Below are 23,731 nucleotides of genomic sequence, written 5' to 3' on the forward strand. Positions count from 1 at the left end.
GTTTCAGTGGTTCTTTGGTGCCGGTTAGTTTTCGGAGCTGGGCTCGGAGTTCGACTGGTTAGCCGTTCCACCGCCACCAGCTACCGAGCCTGCGTGAGCCGAGATCTTGTCGAAGAAGCCGTATTCCAAAGCCTCAGTGGCCGTGAACCATTTGTCGCGGTCATTGTCCTTGAGAATGGTCTCCACGGTCTGGCCAGTTTGTTCTGCGGTGAGTTCCGCCATGACCTTCTTCATGTGCAGGATCAGCTCGGCCTGGATTTTGATGTCCGAGGCAGTGCCACCGATACCACCTGAAGGCTGGTGCATCAGGATACGGGCGTTGGGGGTGGCATAACGCTTGCCCTTTGTCCCGGAGGAGAGCAGGAACTGGCCCATGGAGGCGGCCAAGCCAGTGGCAACAGTGACAACATCGTTGGGGATGAACTGCATGGTGTCGTAGATGGCCATGCCGGCCGTCACGGAACCACCGGGTGAGTTGATGTACAGGTAGATGTCCTTCTCGGGGTCTTCAGCCGAGAGGAGGAGCAGCTGCGAGCAGATGGCGTTGGCGTTCTCGTCACGGACTTCAGAGCCGAGCCAGATAATGCGCTCTTTCAGCAGGCGGTTGTAGATGTAGTTGTCCTGGGCTGCGGGATCGACAGTTGCCATCCGGGGAGCCTCTGATTGCTGTGACATAAGTACTTACCTCTCGCTGGTGCCAGTGACCTCACTGAACTTCACTACTTGGACACTAACCGTTTTCACGGACGATTTGTTCGCCGGAATCGCGCTGTTCGCTGACGGCGCACGACTGGAGCAGGCCCGCAGATCCAGTACGCTGACCCAACGAGGGCTTGTCCGTTCAGGGCTTAAAACAAACCGACCCCGGATCATGGATCCGGGGTCGGTTGACGCTACTAATTAGAACTTTACGGCTGCGGGGTCATCGCTGGCGACGACATCCGCTTCCTCCGTGGCTTCAGCCTCATCGGCAGCAACTTCGCCGGCGGGGCGGACGAAGTCGCTCAGGTCAACCTTGTTGCCTTCGGAGTCGACAACCTCGGCCTGGCCCAGCACAACGGCCAGCGCCTTGCGGCGACGGACCTCGGAAACCATCATGGGGACCTGGCCGCTCTGATCGATGATCTGGGCGAACTGGTTCGGATCCATGCCGTACTGGCTTGCGGTGCTGACGATGTAGTCGATCAGCTCGTTCTGGCTGACGTCAACTTCTTCCTTGTCCGCAATGGCGTCAAGGATGACCTCGTTCTGGAAGGCACGCTCGGTGTTGGCCTTGACCTCGGCGCGGTGTTCCTCGGTGTCGTGGTCACCTTCGCCGTGGGCGTTCTCCGGGTTGAAGTGAGCTTCAATCTGCTCTTCGACCACCGAAGCCGGAACGGGAACCTCGACGAGCTCAACGAGCTTGTCCAGAACCTTGTCGCGGGCCTCAACGCCCTGTCCGACAACCTTGGAATCGGCAGCCTGCTTGGCGAGGTCCTCGCGGAGCTCAGCAAGAGTGTCGAATTCAGAGGCCAACTGGGCAAAGTCGTCGTTGGCCTCGGGAAGCTCGCGCTCCTTGACGGCCTTGACAACAACCTTCACCTGGGCTGCCTCGCCGGCGTGGTCGCCGCCAACGAGGGTGGTGTCGAAGATTGCTTCTTCGTCCGCCGAGAGGCCGGTCACGGCTTCGTCCAGGCCTTCAAGCATCGTGCCGGCACCAACCTGGTAGGACAGGCCGGAAGCGGAATCGATCTCTTCGCCGTCGATTGTGGCGGTGATGTCGATCGTGAGGAAGTCCTCGTTCTGGGCGGGACGCTCCACGGACTTCAGCGTGCCAAAGCGGCCACGCAGTTCATCGAGGGCCTTGTCGACGTCCTCGGCCGAGGATTCAGCCGCAGCAACCTCAACCTTGATGCCTGCGTAGTCCGGCAGTTCGATTTCGGGACGAACGTCAATCTCCACCTGGAACTTGAGCTCGCCGTCGGTTGCGGACGGGTCCGGAACCTCTGTGATCTCAACCTCGGGACGGCTCAGGGGACGAACACCGGTTTCCTGGACTGCGGCCTGGTACCAGCCGTTGAGGCCATCATTGATGGCGGTCTCCAGAACGTACCCACGGCCAACGCGCTGGTCGATGAGCTTGGAGGGAACTTTGCCCTTGCGGAATCCGGGGACCTGGATCTGCGAAGCAACGGTCTTGTATGCGGCATCGATGCTCGGCTTGAGTTCCTCAAAGGGAACCTCAACGTTGAGCTTGACCCGCGTGGCGGTGAGGTTCTCGACAGCGCTCTTCACAGTCTAAGTACTCCTGATTTTGTGGGTATGGGGTTCTGCCGCATCCCTGAAATGGACACGAAACACAGAGTCGGGGTGACAGGATTTGAACCTGCGACTTCCTGCTCCCAAAGCAGGCGCTCTAGCCAAGCTGAGCTACACCCCGAATGCACAGGACAGTCTACGGGCAAGCAGGCCCTGAATGCACATTTGACACCGCCGCCGGAATTAGGTTTAGTTGTACCCGGCTTCAACAGCCACCGGGAAGATGTCCTGATCACGGAATCCAGTACAACGGATCCAGCAGGAGATCCCATCCGGGGACGTAGCTTAATGGTAAAGCCTCAGTCTTCCAAACTGATTACGCGGGTTCGATTCCCGTCGTCCCCTCCAGCAAAAAGAGCCCCAATCCTCGGATTGGGGCTCTTTCGTTGTTTCTACGGGCAACTGCTACAACTGGCAGCCAGGGCACCAATACAGTTTGCGGGCGCCGACTTCGGCCATGCCCACCAGCGTCCCGCAAGCGCGGCAGGGCAGTCCTTCGCGCTTATAGACAAAGTGGGCATCGGCGTCGGGCGCTGTGCCGCCGTCACCGGTCCATAGCGCTGGCAGAGTGGTGACAATCCGGCCGTCGCGGACGCCGTCGGACATCGTCAGCACGGCGTCGTCCCACAATTTGCCTGCCGTCGCTGCATCAATCGTGTTTCCAGGGGTCCAAGGGTCCACTCCCTGACGGAAGAGGACCTCGGCGCGGTAAATATTGCCCACGCCGGCCAACACAGACTGGTCCATCAAAAGCAAGGCCACAGCAGTCCTACGGCGACGCAACCGGCGGATGAACTCCTCCCTGTCCCCCGGCCGGTTGCGCAGCGGATCAGGCCCCAGCCGGGCCAGTACGGCTTCGGCTTCATGGGACGTAATAGCGGCGCAGGTAGTGGCGCCACGAAGATCGGCCCAGCCGTGGTCAGAGACCAGCCTCACACGGACGGCGCCGACAGGTTCCGGCGGCCCTGCGTAGTCCAAGTCAATGCCGGATGAAGCAGTCTCCCGCTCACCGATCCGGCGCGGAGCGCCGATGCTTGAAGCGCCGCTGAACGAACTGTCCCCGCCGAAATTCCAAGCCCCGTACAGGCCCAGATGGACGTGCAGGAAAAGATCGTGGTCAAAGCGCAGGAACAACTGCTTCCCGTGGGCAGCAGTTTCAACCATCACATGGCCATTCAGAAGATCTGCGCCGGCCGTGAATCTTCCCTGCGGACTGGAAACTTCCAAACGCCGGCCGCCAAAAACATCGTGGAATTGGCGGGCCAGCCTATGGACGGAATGCCCCTCCGGCACTACTCGACGATCTCGCCGGTGGTTTCGTAGGCCGCAATCTTGCCGATGCGGCGGATGTGGCGTTCGTCGTTGCTGAACGGTTCCTGCAGGAAGGCTTCAATGAGTTCGGTTGCTTCTTCCACCGTGTGCTGGCGACCCCCGACAGCCACCACATTGGCATCGTTGTGCTCACGGGCCAGTTTGGCGGTAGAGAGGTTCCAGGCCAGCGCGGCGCGCACACCCTTGACCTTGTTGGCGGCAATTTGTTCACCGTTGCCGGAACCGCCCAGAACGATGCCCAGCGCATGCACGCCTGCCTGCTGGTCGGCCACCACTGCGACTCCTGCGTTGATGCAGAAGGAGGGGTAATCATCCAGCGCGTCATATTCCTTGGGTCCGTGGTCCACAACCTCGTAGCCCTTGGCGGTGAGGTGGCTGACCAGGTGGGCGCTGAGTTCCATGCCGGCGTGGTCTGTGGCGATGTGGACACGGGGTGTAGTCACAGGAAGTCCATTCTTTCTGGCGCGCCGGTATGGCACCTGGCCGGGCGCGGCGGTGTGGGATGCGTTACCTAGGTTACCGCGCCCCGGGTTGCTGGGGCTGTCCGCCGGGGTGGGCCCGCTCGGCAGCCCGGTTCAGGATACCGGCGAGTTTGTCAGCGGTAGCGGCAGTACCAGCACTGAGCGCCACCCTGCCTCCGTTAAGTTTCCTTACGACGACGGCCGGTCCGCTGCTTACCAGCATCGCTGTGGCGTCGTCATGGTGCCGCCAGCCCCAACCACCAAAGTCTGCAGCTTTCACTTCAGCGGGAGCTGCTGCCGCAATATCGACGGCGGGAACGGTCAGGACCCGTAGTATGCCACCGGCAAAGACTTGCAGCCCTCCCCTGTCCGCCCGGACGCGGGCGAAAAGGAACCCGGCACCAACAAGCGCCACTGCGGCGACCAAGGCTCCGAGCCATGGGACTGCTATCGCTATCAGTGCGGCTGGAAACAGTGCGGACACGATGATCATGACGAAAACTGAACTGCGGGCATGGACCCACATGCGCAGGGTATCGCGGGCTATTTCCGGATCCGCGGCGCGCAGGCGTTCGGCCTCCAAAGCTTCGTCGTCTTCGCGCGTCCAACGGGGATCGGGTTTGAACGCGAACATGAGGACAACACCAAGGGACACCGCAGCACCGCTGCCCATGGCAAGGACAATCGGATCGACATGGGAATCACGGGCATCCCCGAGTCCCGATTGCCCCACCAGCCCGGCGGCCAGTACCGCAGTGATGAAAAGGCTCACCATCAGGCCAAGGCCCATCATGACGCGTCGCATCACCACGGGCCTGGAAATCGGCACCGCCTGCAGGAAGGCCACCCATCCAAAGAAGGTGATCAGGGCTGCGCCGCCCGTTACGTAGGCACCGAAGGGCGCAAAGGAAGTTCCGCCGTCGGCGTTCCACATCACGGCCACCGGATCCGGAAGGCTGTTCCGGAGCATCTGGGCACACACGACGAAACCGATCGCCAGAAGCAACGGAAATGTCATCCCGAACCTGAGTGCGCGGATATCAAGTGACTCCCTGAACGTTCCCATGATCCAACGCTACTCCGTAGGAACGACACTGTGGTGGCACCTCCTTGCGATCGGCGATTGGAGTGAAAGAATGGCTTCACACCATCGACCGGACCTGCCCCGGCCGCCACCCCAACCTCTGGAGGCACACTTGCCAGGCCTTAACCTGACGCGCGACGAAGCCGCGCAGCGCGCTGAAATACTCAATGTCGAGTCCTACAACGTCACCTTGGATCTGACCAAGGGAGCCTCGGTCTTCGGGTCTACAACCGTGGTGAAGTTTTCGGCAAAGGCTGGAGCCTCGACGTTTATCGACGCCGTAACCGACACCGTTTACAGCGTTACCCTGAACGGCACCGAACTGGATCCGGCCGAGGTATCCGACGGTGTCCGAATCCAGCTTCCAAACCTTGCTGCCGACAATGAGCTCGTGATCGTCGCCGATGCACGCTACATGAACACCGGCGAGGGGCTGCACCGTTTCGTGGATCCGGTGGATGGGGAGGTCTACCTCTACACCCAGTTCGAGGTTCCGGATTCCCGGCGAATGTTCGCTGTCTTCGAACAGCCGGACCTGAAGGCCAGCTTCACGTTCACCGTCACTGCTCCCTCGCACTGGGACGTCGTCTCCAACTCTGCCACGCCTGTCCCTGTTGAAGCTCTGGCCGGCGAGGACGGCGGGGCCAGGTCCGTGTGGGAATTCGCTCCCACCCCGCGTCTGTCCTCCTATGTCACCGCGCTGATAGCCGGACCCTATCAATCAGTTCGTTCGGAGGTCACTGGTTCGGACGGCAGGGTGGTTCCGCTTGGCGTATTTGCCCGCAAATCGCTGATGCAGTACCTGGATGCGGAGAACATCTTCGAGCTGACCCGCCAGGGCTTCGAATTCTTCGAGGCGCAGTTCGGCTGCCCGTATCCGTTTGAGAAGTACGATCAGCTGTTCGTACCGGAGTTCAACGCGGGCGCGATGGAAAACGCTGGTGCGGTGACAATCCTGGAGGGCTACATCTTCCGCGGCAAGGTCGCAGGCGCACAGATCGAACGCCGTGCCATCACCGTCCTGCACGAACTCGCGCACATGTGGTTCGGGGACCTGGTGACCATGCGCTGGTGGAACGACCTCTGGCTCAACGAGTCTTTTGCCGAGTACATGTCCCACCTGGCTGCCGTGGAAAACACTGCCTTCGACCGGGCCTGGACCACGTTTGCCTCCGTGGAGAAGTCGTGGGCCTATCGCCAAGACCAGCTGCCCACCACGCACCCGATCTTCGCGGAAATCAACAACCTGGAAGACGTGGAAGTCAATTTCGACGGCATCACCTACGCCAAGGGCGCCTCCGTGCTGCGGCAGTTGGTGGCTTGGGTTGGACCGGAACAGTTCATGTCAGGTGTGCGCACGTACTTCGCCAAGCACGCATGGAAAAACACCGAACTTGCTGATCTCATGGTGGAACTCGAAGCCGCAAGCGGCCGTGACCTGGACGTATGGGGCAAGCTCTGGCTGGAAACCGCCGGCGTAAACACCCTGGCTCCCGAGGTGGACGTGGAGGAAGACGGCACCATCACCGCGTTCAGCATCCTGCAGACGGCGATCGATGAACAACCCACGCTGCGCCCACACCGCCTTGCAGTGGGCTTCTACAACCTTTCCGAAGAGGGCAAGCTGGAGCGGACGCACCGCGAGGAACTGGATGTCGAGGGCCACCGCACCGAAGTCCCCGTCCTGACAGGCCTCGCACGCCCGGACCTCATCCTGCTCAACGATGACGACCTGGCCTACGCCAAGGTGCGCCTGGATGCGCACTCGCTGGCCACGGCCAAAGCGCATCTCAAGGATTTTGCAGCCAGCCTGCCACGCACGCTTGTCTGGGGTTCTGCATGGGACGCAGCGCGCGACGGGGAAACTCCTGCCCGCGGCTACGTGGAACTGATCCTGGCAAATATCGCAGAGGAAACCGACTCTTCGGTGATCCTCGTCCAACTGCGGCAGCTGGCTACAACGCTGACCTACTATGTAGCGGCCGAGCACAAGCTGGGCGCTACGATCGCGGCAGCAGACAAGCTCTGGGAACTCGCTTCGGCGGTGGAAGCCGGCTCCGACGCCCAACTTCAGTTCGCGAAGTCCTTCGCGCAACTTGCACGCGGCGCAGACCAACTGGACCGCATCCAAGCCCTGCTTGACGGAACCGACACCCTTGAAGGCCTCACTGTTGACCAGGACATGCGATGGGAGCTGCTGACCGCCTTGGTGGCTGGCGGCAGGCAGGGCCAGGAGCGCATCGACCAGGAGCTCGCCCTGGACAACACCTCCACAGGCCAAAACGCCGCAGCACAGGCCAAGGCCGCAATACCCACAGCGCAGGCCAAAGCCGCAGCGTGGGATTCCATTGTGGTCAAAGGCGAACTCTCCAACGCCCTCCAAGCTTCAGCGGTGGCTGGCTTCATGCGGGTGCCGGACACGGCCCTGCTGGAGCCCTACGCGGAAAAGTACTTCGAAGCGGTCCCGGGCATCGTCAAGGAACGCACGCACGCCCTGGCCCAGCAAATCGTTGTGGGCCTCTACCCGGCGCAACTCACCACCCAGGCCACGGTGGACCGCACGGACGAATTCCTCGCATCCCTTCCGGAGGAGAGTGCAGCGTTGCGCCGCATGATGCTGGAAAACCGTGACGGCGTGGCGCGGGCGCTCCGTGCACGGGCCGCGGACGTCTAGACCGATTTGGTTGAAGTGCCCCTGCGGACAGTCAATGGCGTCTGGCTAGACTGTCCGCATGGGCCTCAACGAACACCACTACGCACTGACCGTCCGCTGGACCGGAAACCTTGGCGAAGGCACTGCAAATTACAGGGGATACTCACGTGACCACGACGTCGAAATCCCGGGCCTTCCCACCCTGAAGGGCTCCTCTGATCCGACGTTCCACGGCGACCGGACGCGTTACAACCCCGAGCAACTCCTGCTTGCCGCCTTGTCCCAATGCCATATGCTCTCCTTCCTGCACGTGGCCGTACGGCATGGCGTAGTAGTGACGGCCTACGAGGACCAGGCGGAAGGCCTCATGAAGCTCAACCGCGACGGCAGCGGCCAATTCGAGGGCGTGACCCTGAGGCCGCACGTAACCATCAGCGACCCCTCGCAGTCGGCCCTCATGCCGCAACTTCACCACGAAGCCAACCAAGTTTGCTTCATCGCCCGCAGCGTCAACTTCCCCGTGCTGCACGAGCCAGTCACGACGGCGGCAGCGGCCTGAGCCTGTGACCTCGCCTTAGGCCTGTTGTTTCCCGAGGAGTCCCACCAGCCTGCGTTCGGTTTCACGGCTTAAGCCAGCCTTGCGCTCCCTTTCCAACCCCAGGCTGCGCTCGTAGTCCAAGGCGTCCCGCAGGGTCTCCTGCCAGGGCCGCAGTGTCATACCGAGCCCCTTCGCGGCTCGATTTGTCCGCGCCTGGAAGCCGTCATGGTCCGATGGCAGCCAGAGGGGAAGTGAGTCCGGCCCCGCCCAGTAGTAGACGCCATGCTCCACCAGCCAGTCTTCCTCAGCCCAGATGGTTTGGGCCGACAGCGGCCTTGCCTCTGCACCTGGCTGCGTCCCCGGACCTGCGGCCATGCGGCGTGACTCCGCAATGTACTCACTGAACGGAACCACATCCCCCATGGCGTTGTACGTGCCCGTCCATGCCTTCTCCGCCGCGTGGACGATCCACGTGGCGAGGTCTCGGACATCAATGACCTGGGTGGCATCATCTGGAATGTCCGGCACGATAACCGGCTCGGAGTTGGCGGCAAAGCGCGCTGGCCAGTAGCCGTAACGGTCAGAGCCGTCTCCTGGCCCTCCAATCAGCCCGGCCCGCACAATGTGGGCTTTATGCCCAACCAAGGCGAGTGTCATTTGCTCGATCGCCGACTTCGATTCGCCATAGGTTTCCGGGGTACCCGCTTGACCTTCAGGCAGGGGTTCAAGAAGTGGTGCACTCTCGTCGGCACCGGGAACCGAATGATCGGCATACACCGAGCAACTGGACACAAAGGTCCAATGTCGTGCGCCCGGCCCCAACCTTTCCAGGGCATCCCTCGCCTGCACAGGATCCCGGGACACGTCAACAACCGCGTCCCAGCTGCCGTTCACATCCTCATAGGCCGCCCTACCCAAGCTGCGGTCGCCACGGACCCAGGTAACGCCGTCGGGCGGGTTCGCCTGGGTCCCACGGGCAAAACAGGTGACGTCATGCCCCAAGGCAACCGCCTGCTTTGCGACTTCAGCTGACAGGAAGGCAGTACCGCCCAAGACCAGGATGCGCATACGGTCACGCTACGGCGATAGGGTTGGAGGTGGACAGAGTGTTCCGCGCCCGGCGAACACGGGCCGACGACAAGGAGCTATTCCACCTTGATCTCCATCCCCCTGGCGGAAACCATCACCATAGAACCGGAGAAAATCGACGTCGTTTCGATCCTCATCACCGTGGGCGTAGGCCTGGTGGTGTGGATCGTGGCGCGTTTCATCATCCTGCGCATTACGCGGCGAGTGTCTGCGGGCAGTTCCTTCTTCAAGAAGCCACACTTCAAATGGGTTCAACCCGCCATCCGCGCACTGGACCATGAACGCCGGTCACAGCGCGCCGAAACCATCGGCACCTTGCTGACAAGCCTCGTGAGCGTCGTCGTTGTAGTGATCGTGATTATCTACGTCCTCAAGTACATGAACGTGGACGTCGCACCCCTGCTGACGAGCGTGGGAATTCTGGGTGTCGCGATTGGTTTCGGCGCACAACAACTGATCCGTGACTTCCTGGCCGGCATCTTCATCACCATCGAAGACCAGTACGGAATTGGCGATGTGATCGTCACCAGCGAAGTGATTGGTACCGTTGAATCAGTGGGCTTGCGCATCACGCGGGTGCGCGCTGAAGACGGAGCCATCTGGTATCTGCGAAACGGTGAAATCCTTCGTGTGGGCAACCGTTCGCAAGGAGACTACGTTCCGTTGGAGTCGCCGGACACCGACCCCACCGGCGCCGCCGAGAAGGCTGAGGAGAAAGCAAGTGAGTGAAACGAATCCCCAAGCTGGTCAACGACGCCAGCTGATGCAAAACGATCCCTTCAGCCAACCTGCCTACACCGACAGTTTTTACGCAGCCGTGGGCGGTCACGAAACCTTCGTGAAGCTGATTGACGTCTTCTACGACGGCGTTGCCCAGGACCCCCTGCTACGTCCCATGTACCCGGAAGAAGACCTGGAGCCGGCAAAGCGGCGCTTCCTCATGTTCCTGGAGCAGTACTGGGGTGGCCCCACCACCTACAGTGAGGAACGCGGCCACCCCCGCCTGCGGATGCGCCACATGCCGTTCCGCGTCACTCCCGAAGCGAAGGACCGCTGGCTCTTCCATATGCGGACAGCAGTGGACTCACTGGGGTTGTCGCCCCTTCATGAGGGAACGCTTTGGGATTACATGGAACGCGCTGCCCTAACCATGGTGAACAGCCCCTCCGCAGTCTGAGCCTAAAAGCCCAGACCCAGGCCAGCGCCCGTGCGGACCAGGACATGGCCACGAGGACCACTCAGACGGAACCACCGTCCATTCCGGAACAGCTGCTGCTCGCCTGCGCCGAGGAACCCCAGGGCGAAGGCAGCGAAAGCCGCACCAGCAGGCATGTCACGGAGGCCGGGCAGCGCCCGTCCCCACACGGCGGCCCGGGCCGTATTCACAACGGCAGCACCGGCGGTAGCGGGCACGACGCCAGCCACCTCTGCAATTCCGGCTTCCGCCGCTGACTTGAGATCGGCGTCGGGCACCATCCCCAAAGCTTCCCAACCGCTCCGTGGCGCGCCGACGCCAGCCCATGACTCCGAAACCGTCGACGGCGGGATGGGCAACTCGACATCCTCGGCGCCGGAGCGGGCAAGACGGTCCATGACGGACGCGAGCGTCACCGTGACATCGGCCTGCGCCGGTTCTGCCAGCGCCATGGTGCGCAAACCAAGGATTGTGGGAGTTGACTCGCCAAGGATGCGTGGCCTAAGCACACACACGTAAGCGGCCAACACTTCGCCCGCGGCCTGCAGTCGGATGGCGCCGTCGTCGATGCTCTTGGCACGGGTGACGTACGTCCTCAGGTCAGCGAGGTCGCGGGGATCGGCAAAGCGGAAGGACTGGGTCAAGAGGTCTGTCACATCATCGACTCTACCGGCATGTCCGCGGTTGAGAGGGCTCGGGGGGCCGTCTAGAGTCGAACCATGACTGACACGAACGCTGGCCTCGAGGTTGAGGCACCCACAGAGGATCCCACGGAAGTGCTCATAAGCCTGTTGGACCTGGGTGACTTCGACGGAGCCCGGACCAATGAGGACATCTTCCTTGGACCGTCCCAAAAACAGCCCAGGCATCGTGTCTTCGGCGGCCAGGTTTTAGCCCAATCCATGATGGCCGGCATGCGGACCGTGGAACCGGACCGCGTGGCCCACTCCATGCACGGCTACTTCCTGCGCCCCGGTGACGCCAATAAGCCCATCACGTTCGGTGTGGAACGGTTGCGTGACGGTCGGTCTTTCTCGGCACGGCGCGTCCATGCTTACCAGGACGGCGTTCCCATCCTTTCCATGATTGCCTCGTTCCAGGTTGAAGATGAGGGCGTGGATCACCAAGCGGCCATGCCCCAAGGCATTCCGGACCCCGAATCCTTGCCCAGCACCGCAGATCTCCTGGCTCAATTCGATCACCCTCTGGCCAGGCACATGTCCTCCGAGCGGCCGTTCGACGTCCGTCACATCGATCCTGCGCTCTACGTATCACCGCCAACCGAGCACGTGGCCACCAACGCCGTGTGGATGAAAACCATGGGCCCCTTGCCGGACGACCCCAAGCTGCACAGGGCCGCGTTGGCCTACGCCAGCGACTACACGTTGTTGGAACCCATCCTCCGCAAACACGGCCTCGCGTGGATGACACCGGGCATGAGCGTCGCCAGCCTCGATCACGCCATGTGGTGGCATCGGCCCGTCCGGGTGGACGAGTGGATGCTGTACGTCCAGGAGTCCCCCAGCGCCCAAGGCGCACGCGGCCTGGCCACCGGGCGCATATTCAACCGCGAAGGCATTCACGTCGCAACCGTGGCACAAGAGGGGATGGTCCGGATTCCGTAGGCTGCTTTGCGTTGAAGCGTTAAAGCGCAGAGGCCGGTCCGTGATGGGACCGACCTCTGTGTTTGTGTCTTGGCGACTGGATTAGTCGCGGGTAAGGCGACGGTGCGTCACGCGGTGCGGCTTGGCCGCATCGGGGCCCAGGCGCTCCACCTTGTTCTCCTCGTAGGAGTCGAAGTTACCCTCGAACCAGTACCACTTGGAGGGGTTCTCGTCGTCACCTTCATAGGCGAGGATGTGGGTTGCTACGCGGTCCAGGAACCAACGGTCGTGGGAGACCACCACAGCGCAGCCAGGGAACTCAAGCAGGGCGTTTTCGAGGCTGCTCAGAGTTTCGACGTCGAGGTCGTTGGTTGGTTCGTCAAGGAGCAGAAGGTTTCCACCCTGCTTAAGGGTCAGCGCCAGGTTGAGGCGGTTACGCTCACCACCGGAGAGGACGCCAGCCTTCTTCTGCTGGTCCGGTCCCTTGAAGCCGAACGCCGAAACGTAAGCCCGCGAAGGCATTTCGACCTGGCCGACCTGGATATAGTCATGGCCTTCCGAAACAACTTCCCAGAGGGATTTATTGGGATCGATGCCGCCACGGGACTGGTCCACGTAGGAGATCTTCACGGACTCGCCGATCTTGAGCTCGCCATCGTCCAGCGGCTCCATGCCAACGATGGTTTTGAACAGGGTGGACTTGCCCACGCCATTCGGTCCAATAACGCCAACAATGCCGTTGCGGGGCAGCGAGAAGGAGAGGTCCTCGATCAGGACTCGATCGTCGAAGCCCTTCTTCAGGTTCTTGGCCTCGATCACCACGGAACCCAAGCGCGGTCCAGGCGGAATCTGGATCTCTTCGAAGTCCAGCTTTCGCGTGCGCTCGGCCTCTGCAGCCATTTCTTCATAGCGGGCCAGGCGGGCCTTTGACTTGGTCTGGCGCCCCTTGGCGTTGGAGCGCACCCATTCAAGTTCTTCGGTCAGGCGCTTGGACAGCTTCGCATCCTTCTTGCCCTGGACCTCGAGGCGGGCCTTCTTTTTCTCCAGGTATGTGGAGTAGTTGCCTTCGTACGGGTAGAGGTGGCCGCGGTCGACTTCTGCGATCCACTCAGCCACGTGGTCCAGGAAGTAACGGTCGTGGGTCACGGCCAGGACCGCACCGGGGTACTGGGAGAGGTGCTGTTCGAGCCAAAGTACGCTCTCGGCGTCCAAGTGGTTGGTGGGCTCATCGAGGAGCAGGAGGTCCGGCTTCTGGAGGAGAAGCTTGCACAGCGCTACGCGGCGTCGTTCACCACCAGAGAGGACGGTGACATCGGAATCGGCGGGCGGGCAGCGCAATGCGTCCATGGCCTGTTCGAGCTGGGAATCGATATCCCAGGCATCGGCAGCGTCAATGGCTTCCTGCAGCTTCCCCATCTCATCCAGGAGTGTGTCGTAGTCCGCATCCGGGTTGGCCATCTCTTCAGAGATCTCGTTGAAACGCTGGATCTTGCCGTAGATCTCGCCAACGCCTTCCTGGACGTTGCCAAGGACGGTCTTTTCCTCGTTCAGCGGCGGTTCCTGCAAGAGGATGCCCACGGTGTAGCCGGGGCTCAGGCGGGCCTCGCCGTTTGATGGAGTGTCCAGCCCCGCCATGATCTTCAGGATGGTGGACTTACCAGCACCGTTCGGGCCTACGACGCCAATCTTCGCGCCAGGATAGAACGACATGCTGACATCGTCCAAAATAAGTTTGTCGCCAACGGCCTTGCGAGCCTTGGTCATCGTGTAAATGAATTCCGCCATGCCCTTAAATCTAGTGGGTAGGCGGACAGATCTCACATTCGGTGCTATTGGGCGACGCCAGCAGCTCCCGGGGGGCAGTGCGGCCGGCCGCAGTTAGCGAACGCTCCCCACGAAGCATTTTCCGGTGGCAAGTACCGGCAGGACGCTCACCACCACACCGCCATCCCGGATCTGACCCATGATGCAACTATCACCGGTCAGGGCGGCAGCTTCCAAGGCATCCACATCAAGACCTGTGGGCGTTCGGCCCACGGACACTTCCACGTTGGCTTTGGGAACGCCCGCAGATACCAAGGCTGCCCGCACCGATTCAGTGTCAGGCTTGGGGTTGGCAGCCGCGATTCTCTTCAGCGCCGCCTCCACAGCTGTGCTCGTGGCCGCTACCGCAGGGTCCATACTCGTCCCGCCGGCCGGTTGGGATGCCGGGCTTGAAGAAGGGCCGCCAGCCGCGGGTGCTTGGGGGGACGACGCGGTGCATGCTGACAGTGCAAGCGTAGTGACAACCACCAGGAAGGCCGCCGCGGCCTTTCCGTTCAGCTGAAAGTTGCTGGCATGTCTGGGCTGCTCGGCCTTGGTTCCCCTGCTCATCACAGTGCCATTCTGCCATTCCCATGGACTGCGCACGGGCGTAGCGTGGGCCAAGTGGTGGCCCACCCGGACCGGTGGGCCTCGGAAGGGAGAGAACCATGGAAGGAAAAGTCCCCAACGCCGAGGCGTCAATCACCGTAGCTGCCCCGCGCGACGCCGTGTGGAAGGCCCTGACGGATCCTGGCCTCATCAAGCAATACTTTCTCGGAACCAATGTGGAAACGTCCTGGAGGGTGGGCGATCCGATCACGTACTCCGGCGAATACAACGGCAATGCATACGAGGACAAGGGCATCATCCTGGCCTTCGAACCACTGCAGCTCTTGAAAACCACCCACTACAGCCCGTCAACGGGACTTCCCGATGCTCCCGAGAACTATCACACCGTTGCATACCAGCTGGACGATGCTGGCGAGGAGACATCCGTAACGATTACGCAGGGCAACAACAAGAGCGAACAAGAAGTGGAGCATTCCGCAGCGACCTGGCGAATGGTTCTTCAGAACCTCAAGGAATTTCTTGAGTCACATGGCAACAAGTCAGACGACTAAAGAATAAATCCCCCGGAACCATGTGGGTTCCGGGGGATTTCTTGTGCCCCAGGAGGGAATCGAACCCCCGACCGGCGGATTAGAAGGCCGCTGCTCTATCCCCTGAGCTACTGGGGCGCACTTGCGCCAATACCAGCCTAAGCCGCTGGCGCCACAAAGAGTTTACAGTGCATTCGGCCTGCAGCCTGTCAGCCCACGCCTACGGATACTTCTCCTCCACAACAACCCTTCGTGCCGGAGTTATTCACATAGGCAGACACCGCACTCCCCTGCCTGGTTTGCATGGATGAAGCTAAGAGGGCCGGACGGGCACTTTCCTACATCGAGAAGGACCACCATGAACGACACCATCACTCTTCGAGGCTTCGTAGCTTCAGAGGTTAAGAGTTCGACCACTACGCGAGGTACTGCTACGGCTTCTTTTCGTCTTGGAACAACTGAACGGCGCTATGACCGGGCAAGCAATACATGGATAGACGGCACCACCAACTGGTATACGGTGCAATCCTTTCGCTACTTGGCTGGCCACGTCGGCTGCAGCGTGAAGAAGGGGCAACGCGTGATCGTCATCGGAAAGCTACGCCTACGGCAGTGGGAACACGAGGGTCGGATATATCATGTGGCAGAAATCGACGCTGAATCAGTGGGGCACGACCTCATGTGGGGCTCTGCGAACTTCACCCGGATGACCGGGACTTCGGCTCCAGCCGATGGTAACCAGCCAAGCGAGGCCGCCGGGAAGCCTGGACATGCGGGCATTGAGTGGGAGGCCGGCGACAACGAACAGGCGCCCCCGGAGGATGAGACAGAAACGGTGGACGTCGATGATCCGGACGGTGCCGGTCCGCTGGTGGTAAACACAGCCACAGGTGAGTTGGTGGGTGCCGGGGCTTGAACTTCGGCATGGCACTGCGGGAGAGACTTGTGGGGCCAGCACCGCATGCGGAGTTTATTCTGGGTCCATGCCACACGACACAGCAGCTCACCGGCTTGAGACTGCTCCTGCTTCCTGGGAGGCAGTGGAGGAATTGTTCGGGGTCAAGGGCGAGCCGTCCCGGTGCTGGTGCCGCTGGTTCGCCCTCCCCGGCACGGAGTTCAGGTCTGCGGCACCCAGCGAACTCAAAGAACTCCTGCGGGCACGTTTCGACGAGGATCCTGAGCCGGGGGTGCTGGCGTTCCGGGGCGGCCAGCCGGTCGGCTGGTGTGCAGTGGAACCACGGGCAAACTATCCCCGCATAGAACGGTCGCAGCTGTTGCGGGCAGCGGACCTGCCGCCCGTTGACGTTGAAACCCTCTGGTCAGTGAGCTGTTTTGTGGTTTCACGGGACCATCGACGATCAGGTGTTGCTGCGATGCTACTCCGGGCAGCGGTCAACCATGCCTTCAAGAACGGGGCTACTACTCTGGAGGCATATCCCGTTGACACCAGCCTGCGGCCAAAGGCTGGTCCATCCGATTTGTATCACGGCACGGTTTCGCTGTTCATTGAAGGCGGGTTCTCTGTGGTTTCAACTCCCATTCCTGGGCGCGCCGTAGTTCGCCTCAACCGCGCCCTAGTTCGCCTCAAGGGGAGCCCGCATAGAAGGGTCAGCTGTCATCGATGCCGCTAGGGCAACGTCAGGATCATGGGTCCATCCGCGGTGATAGCGACGGTGTGCTCACTGTGAGCAGCCTTGTTTCCGCTTGCTGAGCGCAGAGTCCACTCATCGTCATCGTGGTAGTAGTCGTCCTTGCCTCCCAGGATGAGCATGGGTTCGATGGCGATAACCAAACCCTCCTCCAGTTTGATGCCCCGGCCCGGCCTGCCCATGTTGGGAACGGGAGGTTCGGCGTGCATCGTCCGGCCGATGCCGTGACCACCGTGGTCGGCAAGCAAACCATATCCAGCCCGTTTAGCCTCGCCGCCGATTGCATAGGCGAGGTCACCCATTTTGTTACCCACCCGGGCTGCTTCGATACCGCGGGCGAGTGCCGCATCTGTGGCGTCGATCAATGCCTGGTCCACCGGATCAGCAGTGCCCACGATGAAGCTGACAGCCGCGTCTCCACACCAGCCCTCAAGGAAGGCGCCGCAATCCACACTTAGGAGGTCCCCATCCCGGAGAACATAGCCATCCGGAATTCCATGCACCACGGCGTCATTGACGCTGGCACAGATCACGCCGGGAAACGGGACCGCGGCCCACCGTGGGTGGTAATTAAGGAAAGCCGGCCTGGCCCCCGCATCTGAAATCACGCTGGCTGCAAGCTCGTCCAGTTCTTTGAGGGAAATACCGACGTCCGCGTGGTCCTTGACAGCTGCCAAGGCGTGGGCCACCACCCTGCCGGCCTCGCGCATCATCGAGATCTGGTCCGGTGTTTTCACCATGGACATGGGGTTCCTCCATTTTTGCTGGGCGGGGTAGTTTGCCGTTCGGGATCATTCCCGGACCCGCTGGCGATTAATTCCACTCTACGGCGCAGGTCGCTGCGAGTGCGGAGAACAAAGCGGAGAACAGAGAGGTACGGCCGGCCTGGGTCCTTTTCCCAAGACAGCCGGTCATAGAGTTGGGGAATGGACAACAAGGACCTGCTTGAGGCCATCCGGTCAACACTTCGCTCCGCCGGGGACGCTGAGCGTGCCAGGGGCGCCCAGGCTTATATGAAGTCGGACATACCCTCCTGGGGGATCCGGGTGCCTGAGGTGCGCAGGATCGTCAAGGTCGCAGCGAAGCAGTTTCCCGTGTCTTCACCCGTGAGTCTTCGCGACGCTGTCCTGGATATGTGGCGCAATGCCGAGGCCCGCGAAGAACGCTATGCAGCCATTGAGTTGACGGGCCTGCCTATGGTCAAGGAAGACCTTGACATGCTGCCGGTCTATGAGGAAATTATCCGCACTGGGGCTTGGTGGGACCTCGTCGACGGCGTGTCCCACCGTCTCTGCGCCCTCCTCCTTGCACACAGGTCCACAATGACACCGCTGTTACTCCAATGGTCCACCGACCAGGACATGTGGATCCGCAGGGCTTCCATTACTGCTCAATTGGCAGCCAAGTCCCTAACGGATCCAGGACTGCTGGCGGCTGTTATCAAACCCAACCTTGCCGACAAGGAATTCTTCATCAGGAAGGCCATCGGATGGGCGTTGCGGGAGTACAGCAAGACGAACCCGGAGTGGGTCAGGGCCTTCGCGGCGGAGAATGGTCCAGCACTCAGCCCGTTGTCCACACGTGAAGCAGTAAGGCTTCTGTCATCCTCTTGAGTGCCGCGCAATCTCAGATGATCGGGCGCAGACCTGGTTCGTCGCGTTTGCGGAAAAGACTCTTTGTCTTCGGATCCACGAATATCAAGTAAACGGCAAACAGAAGCGCGATGATGGCGGCCGCGTTCCGTGCCAGGGTCAAGGCGAGTCCGAGGTCCTCACTTTGAAGATACGGGAACACATCTAGTTGGTCCGAGATGGCATAGACCATGAAGAACGACACCACGAAGTAGACGGCCTTCACCTGCCAGTCGTTGCGGATGCCGGTTACGGCAAACAGAGGAATCAGCCACACCACGTACCATGACTGGATCATGGGAGCCAACAGGACAATCGCGGCAAATGCCAAGGTGAGACGGCGCATCAGGCGATCGTGCTCTCCCCGGAACACTTGCCAGGCGATGGCCCCCACCATCAGCACCTTGCCGGCGTCGTAAACCCATTTGGCCATGCCCCAGCCATCGAGGCCAAAAACGTTGAAGATGGAGGCGACGACCAGGCCGATCAGGCCGATGGGTGCGTACCAAATCCAGACGCTTCCCGGGGCCGACAGGCCCTTCACCCATCCAAACCCAAATCCATTGACCAAGCTCATGGCGTACAGGAGACCAAACGTCAGGGCGGCTGTCAGGAACCAGTAGAGGAACTTGCGCGGCCATGAGGCACTCTTGCCGGCCCAGAGCAGCCCGATGAACGGCAGGAAGACCACCGTAATGGGCTTGACCGAGATCGAGAGGGTTACCAGGACCAGTCCTCGGATGACCCGGCGGGTGGCGCAGTAGTAGAGGCCTGCGAGGGCCAGTCCAATCATGAGGGCGTCGTTGTGGACACTGGCAATGAAGTTGGTAAGGAAGAGTGGGTTGGCTGCTGTCAGCCATAGTGCGCGGTGTGGGTTGACGCCGTGGAGTTCTGCCAGCTTGGGCACGAAGATGATGCAGAGTATGACACCGGCCACGGCCACCAGCCTGAAGAGCATGATGCATGCCTCGGGTTGGACGTTGGTCACCCAAACGACGAATTGTTCGATCCAGAGGAACAACTGGCCGTACGGAACGGGTGCTTCCGTCCACATCTTGTCGGCACCCAATTGGAAGTAGTTCGGGAGGGCAGAAATCCCATTCTCGTAGGGGTTCATCCCCTCAACCATGAGTCTGCCTTGGCCGATGTAGGCGTAAACATCCCTGCTGAACAACGGGACGGTGAACATCATGGGCAGTCCCCAGGCCACCACAGCCTGCAACGTGGCCTTGCGGGCTTGGAGTCCCCATACGCGGACGCGCTGTCCCAGGCGCAACCAGGCCCGGACAAGCAGCATGCCACCAACGGCCAACAGGACAATGGACAATGCCACGCCCACGCCTTCGGTGCGCATCCAGATGAAGAGCGGGAGCCGCCGAAGTTCAGACACCGGCGCGAGCCAGCCAACCCCCAGCGAGCCGAAGACAAGAAACATCGAACCGATGAAACCGGCGATCAGCGGGGACTTGGCGTTATCCACTTCGCTGGCAGCCGCATCCGCAGGCGGCGCTTCTTTCCCTGCCTTCTGGTCGGCGGGTACAGGCACCGTCATGTGGTCTTCATCCAATCGTTTACCCGTGCGTTCCGGGACAGAAAATCTGATTCTCTGGGGGCTGTTCACGACAGGAAGAAAAGACACTGCCGTGCTCAAAAATCCTACCATCGGAGCACTTGGAACCGCCTGAACGATAGGCTAGGCGCGTGCCTATTACTAATGAACGCATCGTCTGGATCGACTGCGAAATGACCGGCCTGGACCTGAAGAACGACGCCCTGATCGAGGTGGCGGCGCTGGTGACAGACTCCGAGCTCAACATCCTGGGCGATGGCGTTGACGTCGTCATCAAGCCCGACGACGAAGCGCTGGAGCAGATGAACGACTTCGTTCGCGACATGCATACCCGCTCCAAGCTCCTTGACGAGCTCCCCCACGGCAAGACGATGGCCGAAGCCGAGGCGCAGGTGCTTGAGTACATCGAGAAATGGGTTCCGGATCCCCGCAAGGCGCCATTGGGGGGTAACTCTGTGGGCACCGACAGGATGTTCCTGGCCAGGGACATGCCGAACATTGTGGAGCACCTCCACTATCGCGTCATCGATGTCAGTACCATCAAGGAACTCTCCCGCCGTTGGTTCCCCCGGGCATACTTCCAGTCGCCGGCCAAGCATGGCGGCCACCGCGCACTTGGGGATATCAAGGATTCCATCGACGAACTCCGCTACTACAGGCAGGCCGTGTTTGTTCCAGCGCCGGGCCCCGACACCGCTACCGCCCAGCGAATCTCCAAGGACGTCACGGCCACTGCTGAGACCCTGGGTTCAACAGAAACTATGTGATCTGGGCCATTTTTGGAGGTTTTTTCGTCGAAACCGGCAAAAGTGGTCTTTTCACCCCAAAACAACAGGTAAGCTATTTGTCGTTGCCTTCACGGAATGCCGTTCATACGGACTTACCGAAAAAGGCACATGGTGGGCGTAGCTCAGTTGGCAGAGCGCCTGGTTGTGGTCCAGGAGGTCGCGGGTTCAACCCCCGTCGCTCACCCCGCCGAGATTGGCTTAGAAGCCGGTTTCCACAAAGGCCGCACCGGTTATCCGGTGCGGCCTTTGTTTTGTTTTGGCCCGCCTGCAGTCCTATGGGTTGCTTCCGGAACACAGCGATCGACTAAGGAAGAGCTGACATGACCGTCCTGCCAGTGACCATTTGGGGCGAACCCGTTTTGCACCGACGGGCAAGTGAAGTCGAAGTATTCGATGACGATCTCCGAAAACTCATAGCTGACATGTTCGAAACCAATGATGCCGCGAACGGAGTGGGCCTCGCCGCACCCCAGGTGGGAGTCGGGAAGCGCATCTTTGTGTATAAGTACGCCAATGACGACGACGTCCCCGAGCAAGGCGTTCTGGTCAACCCCGTCCTGACCCTCTCAAAGATCTCGGGAGCCCTCCCTGATCCGGAAGAGCACATTGAGGGTTGCCTGTCCTTTCCCGGTGAGCACTATCCTCTGCAGCGCGCCGAGTGGGCCCGCGTCCAAGGCTTTGACGGTGATGGAAACCCTGTGGACTTCGAAGCTACGGGCTGGTTCGCTCGAGTCATGCAACACGAGTACGACCATTTGGACGGCAAGCTCTACGTCAACCGCCTTGTTGACCGTTATGCCAGGAAGGCAATGAAGCAGGCCAAGAAGAACGGTTGGGGAGTTCCCGGATTGACATGGATGCCTGGCGTCGACCCGGACCCGTTCGGAAATTGATCCGATGAACCAAGCACGCCATGCAGAATTATTCGAGCTCCTGGACATTGCCGGCGAGGACGCCGTGGAATGCGCCGCACTCTTGGACAGAAATCCCAGTGGCCACGTTCGGGAGGCGATGGAGCTGCTGCAGCAACGGCTTGGCACCTTTCCGGCCGACAGCGTTCTTCCAGGCCGGGTTCCTCCCGGTCGGCTGGACGACATCAGCTGGATCGAAGTCCTGCTCCGATTCGCGCCCAAGGTCCACGCGTACCATCTGGAACTGGGAATCAACGCTAAAGTGTCAGCGGCCACCTTGGCAGACATGGGGCTTCAGCTCCGCATCAACCGCCGCGTCCATGGACGTTTCGGGCTGGACACCTGGAGCTGGCTAACGTTGCACATGGCAGGGAATCTGTTCAGGCTGGGCCGGTTGCAGTTCCATCTAATCCGCAGCAAACACCAGGACGGGTCAGGGGGCAGCGTCCCTTACGGATCCGATTGGGTCCTTGGCGTCCACATTCCTGAGGACGGCGGCCTCTCCCCCGAGCTGGTTGACGCCAGCTTCGAGGAGGCGCGCTCTTTCTTTTCCCAATATTTCCCGGACAAGCCAGCCACTATGGCCACGTGTGAGTCCTGGATGCTGGATCCTTACCTTGTTGAGCGGCTTCCGGACAGCAACATCGCCTCCTTCGCCCGCCGCTTCACCCTGGATCGATGCACGGATGCCCCATCGGATGCGGTGTATTTCACCTTCCGGAAGCGGGGGCTCGAGAACCTGGACCAATTACCCCGGGAAACATCGCTTCAGCGCATCGTCCTGGAGAGAATCGACGACGGCGGCACCTGGCAACTGGGACACGGTCACCTGGCCCTGTAAATGGTTTGCTGATCCGGGCAGGAAGAGAGGACACGCATCATGGCGTCCTTCTCCGCCTGGGTGACCCAGAGCTTGTAGGCCGCCTTGACGGAGATCTGCCGTGCCACGTAGTGACACCGGAAGTTCTTATTCGGCGGCAGCCAGGTGGCGGCGTCGCCTGCGCCCTTCTTCACGTTCTCGGGCCCATCAGCCGCAATAAGGTTCAGCGGATCATTTGCCAACCTCTGCCGCTGCTGCACGGTTAATTGCTTGGCACCCTTTTGCCATGCGTCAGCCAGGGCCACAATATGGTCAATCTGAACGTCGGCGCTGGTGTCCTGGCCCCGGCGGAAGGTGACGTGGGCGCCTGTGTAGGGTTCCTGAAACTCCCCAGTGGCAACCTTGCATGAGGATCCGCTGGTGAACTCCACGGACGAAAGGTCCCGGCGAAGGATGTCGTTCCTGGTATCGCATCCGTTTCGATCCGCATCCAGCCACGCCTGGCCGAACGCGGTTCGCTCATAGTCTTCCTGGGATGCCCGTCCCTTGACTTGCAAGTCCTCCAGCGCGGCGCTTGCCTTCTCCGCAGGAACGGCCTCGATGCCGCTAATGGGCTTCATCCAAGCGGGATTGAATACCGGCGCATCACTGGGACCCGAGACCCATGGCTCGGCCGCATTGAACTGGCCGGTGGTGAAGAACCAGGACAGTCCCGCCACCAGGGTGGCGACCGCTAATCCCATAATTGCCCAGGCTTGGCGTGATCGTCTGCGCGCGCGTTTGTAGGCAGACCAGGTGATACTCAAGGGGCTCCGTCCAGTCGGTGTGAGTCGTGTCCTTCGAGCGTAGGACAAGGCACCGACAGTCAGAGCTGATATCCACAGTGTGTAGGAGAAGTCACACTGCAGGGGTGGGGAACATTCCCCGTTTACTGCTCACGCATCACGCGTTTGAGGTCTTCGGCAGCCACTTCCAGCAGCGTACGCAATTGCTGGACGCGTTCGTCGGTGACGTCCCCTGCAGCATTTGCTGCGATGGCCTGGTCCAGTAGTTTCTGGGCCTGTTTGTGGTTGGCCCGTGCTACATCCAGTGCGTGTTCCAGCGTGGTCTCGTGTTCCAAGATCGATTCATTTTCCATGAACCCCATTTTGGTCAGGTTTCCCGGCTGATACCAGTAACTCAGCCGGGAAACCCGTGAATACTTC

At 60.9% G+C, this 23,731-nt stretch carries 25 protein-coding genes and 4 tRNA genes; 14 read left to right on the plus strand and 15 right to left on the minus strand.

Features of this window, described 5'->3' with window-relative positions; all coding sequences use genetic code 11:
- Positions 1 to 24 precede the first annotated feature (24 nt).
- The 3 genes from ACZ5G6_RS14510 to ACZ5G6_RS14520 all read right to left on the minus strand — a co-directional run bounded on the left by ACZ5G6_RS14510 (position 25) and on the right by ACZ5G6_RS14520 (position 2,419).
- Complete coding sequence (locus ACZ5G6_RS14510) at positions 25 to 648, minus strand: ATP-dependent Clp protease proteolytic subunit (protein WP_275959818.1); 624 nt, start codon at positions 646 to 648, stop codon at positions 25 to 27.
- 252 nt (positions 649 to 900) lie between these two features.
- The gene (gene tig, locus ACZ5G6_RS14515; RefSeq protein ID WP_223933154.1) at positions 901 to 2,274 is read right to left on the minus strand and encodes a trigger factor; all 1,374 of its coding nucleotides are present in this window, start codon (positions 2,272 to 2,274) and stop codon (positions 901 to 903) included.
- Between the two features lie 70 nt (positions 2,275 to 2,344).
- Positions 2,345 to 2,419: transfer RNA gene (locus ACZ5G6_RS14520), tRNA-Pro, on the minus strand.
- Between the two features lie 153 nt (positions 2,420 to 2,572).
- Here ACZ5G6_RS14520 and ACZ5G6_RS14525 point away from each other — a divergent pair.
- Positions 2,573 to 2,646, plus strand: a tRNA-Gly gene (locus ACZ5G6_RS14525).
- A 57-nt stretch (positions 2,647 to 2,703) separates the two neighbouring features.
- On the opposite strand, the gene ACZ5G6_RS14530 is transcribed toward ACZ5G6_RS14525, so the two are convergent.
- The 3 genes from ACZ5G6_RS14530 to ACZ5G6_RS14540 all read right to left on the minus strand — a co-directional run bounded on the left by ACZ5G6_RS14530 (position 2,704) and on the right by ACZ5G6_RS14540 (position 5,157).
- Entirely contained in the window at positions 2,704 to 3,591 is an 888-nt protein-coding gene (locus ACZ5G6_RS14530; protein WP_498686166.1) for an Fpg/Nei family DNA glycosylase, read from the minus strand.
- Positions 3,591 to 4,031 (minus strand): ribose-5-phosphate isomerase, encoded by a 441-nt coding sequence (locus tag ACZ5G6_RS14535; RefSeq protein ID WP_263422399.1) that lies wholly within the window; start codon positions 4,029 to 4,031, stop codon positions 3,591 to 3,593. The genes ACZ5G6_RS14530 and ACZ5G6_RS14535 overlap by 1 nt, the downstream gene beginning before the upstream one ends.
- Before the next feature lie 115 nt (positions 4,032 to 4,146).
- Positions 4,147 to 5,157, minus strand: a complete 1,011-nt coding sequence (locus tag ACZ5G6_RS14540; protein ID WP_223933160.1) for a hypothetical protein — start codon at positions 5,155 to 5,157, stop codon at positions 4,147 to 4,149.
- 70 nt (positions 5,158 to 5,227) lie between these two features.
- Between ACZ5G6_RS14540 and pepN the strand changes: the two genes are divergently transcribed.
- Positions 5,228 to 7,849 (plus strand): aminopeptidase N, encoded by a 2,622-nt coding sequence (gene pepN, locus ACZ5G6_RS14545; RefSeq protein ID WP_498686168.1) that lies wholly within the window; start codon positions 5,228 to 5,230, stop codon positions 7,847 to 7,849.
- A 58-nt stretch (positions 7,850 to 7,907) separates the two neighbouring features.
- The gene (locus ACZ5G6_RS14550; RefSeq protein WP_498686170.1) at positions 7,908 to 8,387 is read left to right on the plus strand and encodes an OsmC family protein; all 480 of its coding nucleotides are present in this window, start codon (positions 7,908 to 7,910) and stop codon (positions 8,385 to 8,387) included.
- A gap of 15 nt (positions 8,388 to 8,402) precedes the next feature.
- Here ACZ5G6_RS14550 and ACZ5G6_RS14555 read toward each other — a convergent pair whose 3' ends face one another.
- Positions 8,403 to 9,434 (minus strand): NAD-dependent epimerase/dehydratase family protein, encoded by a 1,032-nt coding sequence (locus ACZ5G6_RS14555; RefSeq protein WP_498686171.1) that lies wholly within the window; start codon positions 9,432 to 9,434, stop codon positions 8,403 to 8,405.
- A gap of 87 nt (positions 9,435 to 9,521) precedes the next feature.
- On the opposite strand from ACZ5G6_RS14555, the gene ACZ5G6_RS14560 reads away from it, so the two are divergent.
- A complete protein-coding gene (locus ACZ5G6_RS14560) occupies positions 9,522 to 10,184 on the plus strand; it encodes a mechanosensitive ion channel family protein (protein ID WP_223933170.1) in 663 nt (220 codons plus the stop codon).
- 34 nt (positions 10,185 to 10,218) lie between these two features.
- Positions 10,219 to 10,632, plus strand: a complete 414-nt coding sequence (locus ACZ5G6_RS14565; protein ID WP_223937596.1) for a globin — start codon at positions 10,219 to 10,221, stop codon at positions 10,630 to 10,632.
- 2 nt (positions 10,633 to 10,634) lie between these two features.
- Here ACZ5G6_RS14565 and ACZ5G6_RS14570 read toward each other — a convergent pair whose 3' ends face one another.
- Positions 10,635 to 11,306: a DUF8185 domain-containing protein gene (locus tag ACZ5G6_RS14570; RefSeq protein WP_223933171.1), complete on the minus strand. Its 672-nt coding sequence runs from the start codon at positions 11,304 to 11,306 to the stop codon at positions 10,635 to 10,637.
- A 63-nt stretch (positions 11,307 to 11,369) separates the two neighbouring features.
- Between ACZ5G6_RS14570 and ACZ5G6_RS14575 the strand changes: the two genes are divergently transcribed.
- Positions 11,370 to 12,275: an acyl-CoA thioesterase gene (locus tag ACZ5G6_RS14575; RefSeq protein ID WP_223933173.1), complete on the plus strand. Its 906-nt coding sequence runs from the start codon at positions 11,370 to 11,372 to the stop codon at positions 12,273 to 12,275.
- A gap of 81 nt (positions 12,276 to 12,356) precedes the next feature.
- On the opposite strand, the gene ettA is transcribed toward ACZ5G6_RS14575, so the two are convergent.
- Together ettA and ACZ5G6_RS14585 are read right to left on the minus strand one after the other, a co-directional pair.
- Positions 12,357 to 14,039 (minus strand): energy-dependent translational throttle protein EttA, encoded by a 1,683-nt coding sequence (gene ettA / locus ACZ5G6_RS14580; protein ID WP_223933175.1) that lies wholly within the window; start codon positions 14,037 to 14,039, stop codon positions 12,357 to 12,359.
- Between the two features lie 93 nt (positions 14,040 to 14,132).
- Complete coding sequence (locus ACZ5G6_RS14585) at positions 14,133 to 14,627, minus strand: DUF6993 domain-containing protein (RefSeq protein ID WP_223933177.1); 495 nt, start codon at positions 14,625 to 14,627, stop codon at positions 14,133 to 14,135.
- A gap of 98 nt (positions 14,628 to 14,725) precedes the next feature.
- On the opposite strand from ACZ5G6_RS14585, the gene ACZ5G6_RS14590 reads away from it, so the two are divergent.
- Complete coding sequence (locus ACZ5G6_RS14590; protein WP_498686174.1) at positions 14,726 to 15,178, plus strand: SRPBCC family protein; 453 nt, start codon at positions 14,726 to 14,728, stop codon at positions 15,176 to 15,178.
- 44 nt (positions 15,179 to 15,222) lie between these two features.
- On the opposite strand, the gene ACZ5G6_RS14595 is transcribed toward ACZ5G6_RS14590, so the two are convergent.
- Positions 15,223 to 15,295: transfer RNA gene (locus tag ACZ5G6_RS14595), tRNA-Arg, on the minus strand.
- Positions 15,296 to 15,515: 220 nt separating this feature from the next.
- Here ACZ5G6_RS14595 and ACZ5G6_RS14600 point away from each other — a divergent pair.
- A complete protein-coding gene (locus ACZ5G6_RS14600) occupies positions 15,516 to 16,073 on the plus strand; it encodes a single-stranded DNA-binding protein (protein ID WP_223933181.1) in 558 nt (185 codons plus the stop codon).
- Between the two features lie 67 nt (positions 16,074 to 16,140).
- The gene (locus tag ACZ5G6_RS14605) at positions 16,141 to 16,788 is read left to right on the plus strand and encodes a GNAT family N-acetyltransferase (RefSeq protein ID WP_498686176.1); all 648 of its coding nucleotides are present in this window, start codon (positions 16,141 to 16,143) and stop codon (positions 16,786 to 16,788) included.
- Here ACZ5G6_RS14605 and map read toward each other — a convergent pair.
- Positions 16,785 to 17,552, minus strand: coding sequence for a type I methionyl aminopeptidase (map, locus tag ACZ5G6_RS14610; RefSeq protein ID WP_223933186.1), 768 nt, complete (start codon positions 17,550 to 17,552; stop codon positions 16,785 to 16,787). The genes ACZ5G6_RS14605 and map overlap by 4 nt on opposite strands.
- A gap of 180 nt (positions 17,553 to 17,732) precedes the next feature.
- Here map and ACZ5G6_RS14615 point away from each other — a divergent pair, with 180 nt between their 5' ends.
- On the plus strand, positions 17,733 to 18,419 hold the full coding sequence (locus ACZ5G6_RS14615) for a DNA alkylation repair protein (RefSeq protein WP_498686178.1): 687 nt from the start codon (positions 17,733 to 17,735) through the stop codon (positions 18,417 to 18,419).
- Positions 18,420 to 18,432: 13 nt separating this feature from the next.
- On the opposite strand, the gene mptB is transcribed toward ACZ5G6_RS14615, so the two are convergent.
- Positions 18,433 to 19,989, minus strand: coding sequence for a polyprenol phosphomannose-dependent alpha 1,6 mannosyltransferase MptB (gene mptB, locus ACZ5G6_RS14620; RefSeq protein ID WP_498686180.1), 1,557 nt, complete (start codon positions 19,987 to 19,989; stop codon positions 18,433 to 18,435).
- Positions 19,990 to 20,180: 191 nt separating this feature from the next.
- Between mptB and orn the strand changes: the two genes are divergently transcribed.
- The 4 genes from orn (at position 20,181) to ACZ5G6_RS14640 (ending at position 22,547) form a co-directional block, all read left to right on the plus strand.
- Positions 20,181 to 20,774 carry an oligoribonuclease gene (gene orn / locus ACZ5G6_RS14625; protein ID WP_263422400.1) on the plus strand — a complete coding sequence of 198 codons (594 nt, stop codon included), beginning with the start codon at positions 20,181 to 20,183 and terminating at the stop codon, positions 20,772 to 20,774.
- A 132-nt stretch (positions 20,775 to 20,906) separates the two neighbouring features.
- Positions 20,907 to 20,979 (plus strand) — tRNA-His (locus ACZ5G6_RS14630).
- 136 nt (positions 20,980 to 21,115) lie between these two features.
- Complete coding sequence (gene def / locus ACZ5G6_RS14635; protein WP_498686182.1) at positions 21,116 to 21,688, plus strand: peptide deformylase; 573 nt, start codon at positions 21,116 to 21,118, stop codon at positions 21,686 to 21,688.
- Positions 21,689 to 21,692: 4 nt separating this feature from the next.
- Positions 21,693 to 22,547, plus strand: coding sequence for an acyltransferase domain-containing protein (locus tag ACZ5G6_RS14640; protein WP_498686184.1), 855 nt, complete (start codon positions 21,693 to 21,695; stop codon positions 22,545 to 22,547).
- Here ACZ5G6_RS14640 and ACZ5G6_RS14645 read toward each other — a convergent pair.
- The gene (locus tag ACZ5G6_RS14645; protein WP_498686186.1) at positions 22,532 to 23,332 is read right to left on the minus strand and encodes an HNH endonuclease family protein; all 801 of its coding nucleotides are present in this window, start codon (positions 23,330 to 23,332) and stop codon (positions 22,532 to 22,534) included. The two genes, ACZ5G6_RS14640 and ACZ5G6_RS14645, sit on opposite strands and share 16 nt — an antisense overlap.
- 122 nt (positions 23,333 to 23,454) lie before the next feature.
- On the minus strand, positions 23,455 to 23,664 hold the full coding sequence (locus ACZ5G6_RS14650; RefSeq protein ID WP_498686188.1) for a hypothetical protein: 210 nt from the start codon (positions 23,662 to 23,664) through the stop codon (positions 23,455 to 23,457).
- Between the last annotated feature and the right edge of the window lie 67 nt (positions 23,665 to 23,731).

The organism is Arthrobacter sp. TmtSoilC51, assembly GCF_055388015.1.

Coding starts and splice junctions, on each gene's coding strand:
- ACZ5G6_RS14510 (WP_275959818.1), bottom strand. CDS start 648: ATGGCAACTGTCGATCCCGCAGCCCAGGACAACTACATCTACAACCGC.
- ACZ5G6_RS14535 (WP_263422399.1), bottom strand. CDS start 4,031: ATGGAACTCAGCGCCCACCTGGTCAGCCACCTCACCGCCAAGGGCTAC.
- ACZ5G6_RS14540 (WP_223933160.1), bottom strand. CDS start 5,157: ATGGGAACGTTCAGGGAGTCACTTGATATCCGCGCACTCAGGTTCGGG.
- pepN (WP_498686168.1), top strand. CDS start 5,228: ATGGCTTCACACCATCGACCGGACCTGCCCCGGCCGCCACCCCAACCT.
- ACZ5G6_RS14550 (WP_498686170.1), top strand. CDS start 7,908: ATGGGCCTCAACGAACACCACTACGCACTGACCGTCCGCTGGACCGGA.
- ACZ5G6_RS14555 (WP_498686171.1), bottom strand. CDS start 9,434: ATGCGCATCCTGGTCTTGGGCGGTACTGCCTTCCTGTCAGCTGAAGTC.
- ACZ5G6_RS14565 (WP_223937596.1), top strand. CDS start 10,219: ATGCAAAACGATCCCTTCAGCCAACCTGCCTACACCGACAGTTTTTAC.
- ACZ5G6_RS14575 (WP_223933173.1), top strand. CDS start 11,370: ATGACTGACACGAACGCTGGCCTCGAGGTTGAGGCACCCACAGAGGAT.
- ettA (WP_223933175.1), bottom strand. CDS start 14,039: ATGGCGGAATTCATTTACACGATGACCAAGGCTCGCAAGGCCGTTGGC.
- ACZ5G6_RS14585 (WP_223933177.1), bottom strand. CDS start 14,627: ATGAGCAGGGGAACCAAGGCCGAGCAGCCCAGACATGCCAGCAACTTT.
- ACZ5G6_RS14590 (WP_498686174.1), top strand. CDS start 14,726: ATGGAAGGAAAAGTCCCCAACGCCGAGGCGTCAATCACCGTAGCTGCC.
- ACZ5G6_RS14600 (WP_223933181.1), top strand. CDS start 15,516: ATGAACGACACCATCACTCTTCGAGGCTTCGTAGCTTCAGAGGTTAAG.
- ACZ5G6_RS14605 (WP_498686176.1), top strand. CDS start 16,141: ATGCCACACGACACAGCAGCTCACCGGCTTGAGACTGCTCCTGCTTCC.
- map (WP_223933186.1), bottom strand. CDS start 17,552: ATGTCCATGGTGAAAACACCGGACCAGATCTCGATGATGCGCGAGGCC.
- ACZ5G6_RS14615 (WP_498686178.1), top strand. CDS start 17,733: ATGGACAACAAGGACCTGCTTGAGGCCATCCGGTCAACACTTCGCTCC.
- mptB (WP_498686180.1), bottom strand. CDS start 19,989: ATGACGGTGCCTGTACCCGCCGACCAGAAGGCAGGGAAAGAAGCGCCG.
- orn (WP_263422400.1), top strand. CDS start 20,181: ATGACCGGCCTGGACCTGAAGAACGACGCCCTGATCGAGGTGGCGGCG.
- def (WP_498686182.1), top strand. CDS start 21,116: ATGACCGTCCTGCCAGTGACCATTTGGGGCGAACCCGTTTTGCACCGA.
- ACZ5G6_RS14640 (WP_498686184.1), top strand. CDS start 21,693: ATGAACCAAGCACGCCATGCAGAATTATTCGAGCTCCTGGACATTGCC.
- ACZ5G6_RS14650 (WP_498686188.1), bottom strand. CDS start 23,664: ATGGAAAATGAATCGATCTTGGAACACGAGACCACGCTGGAACACGCA.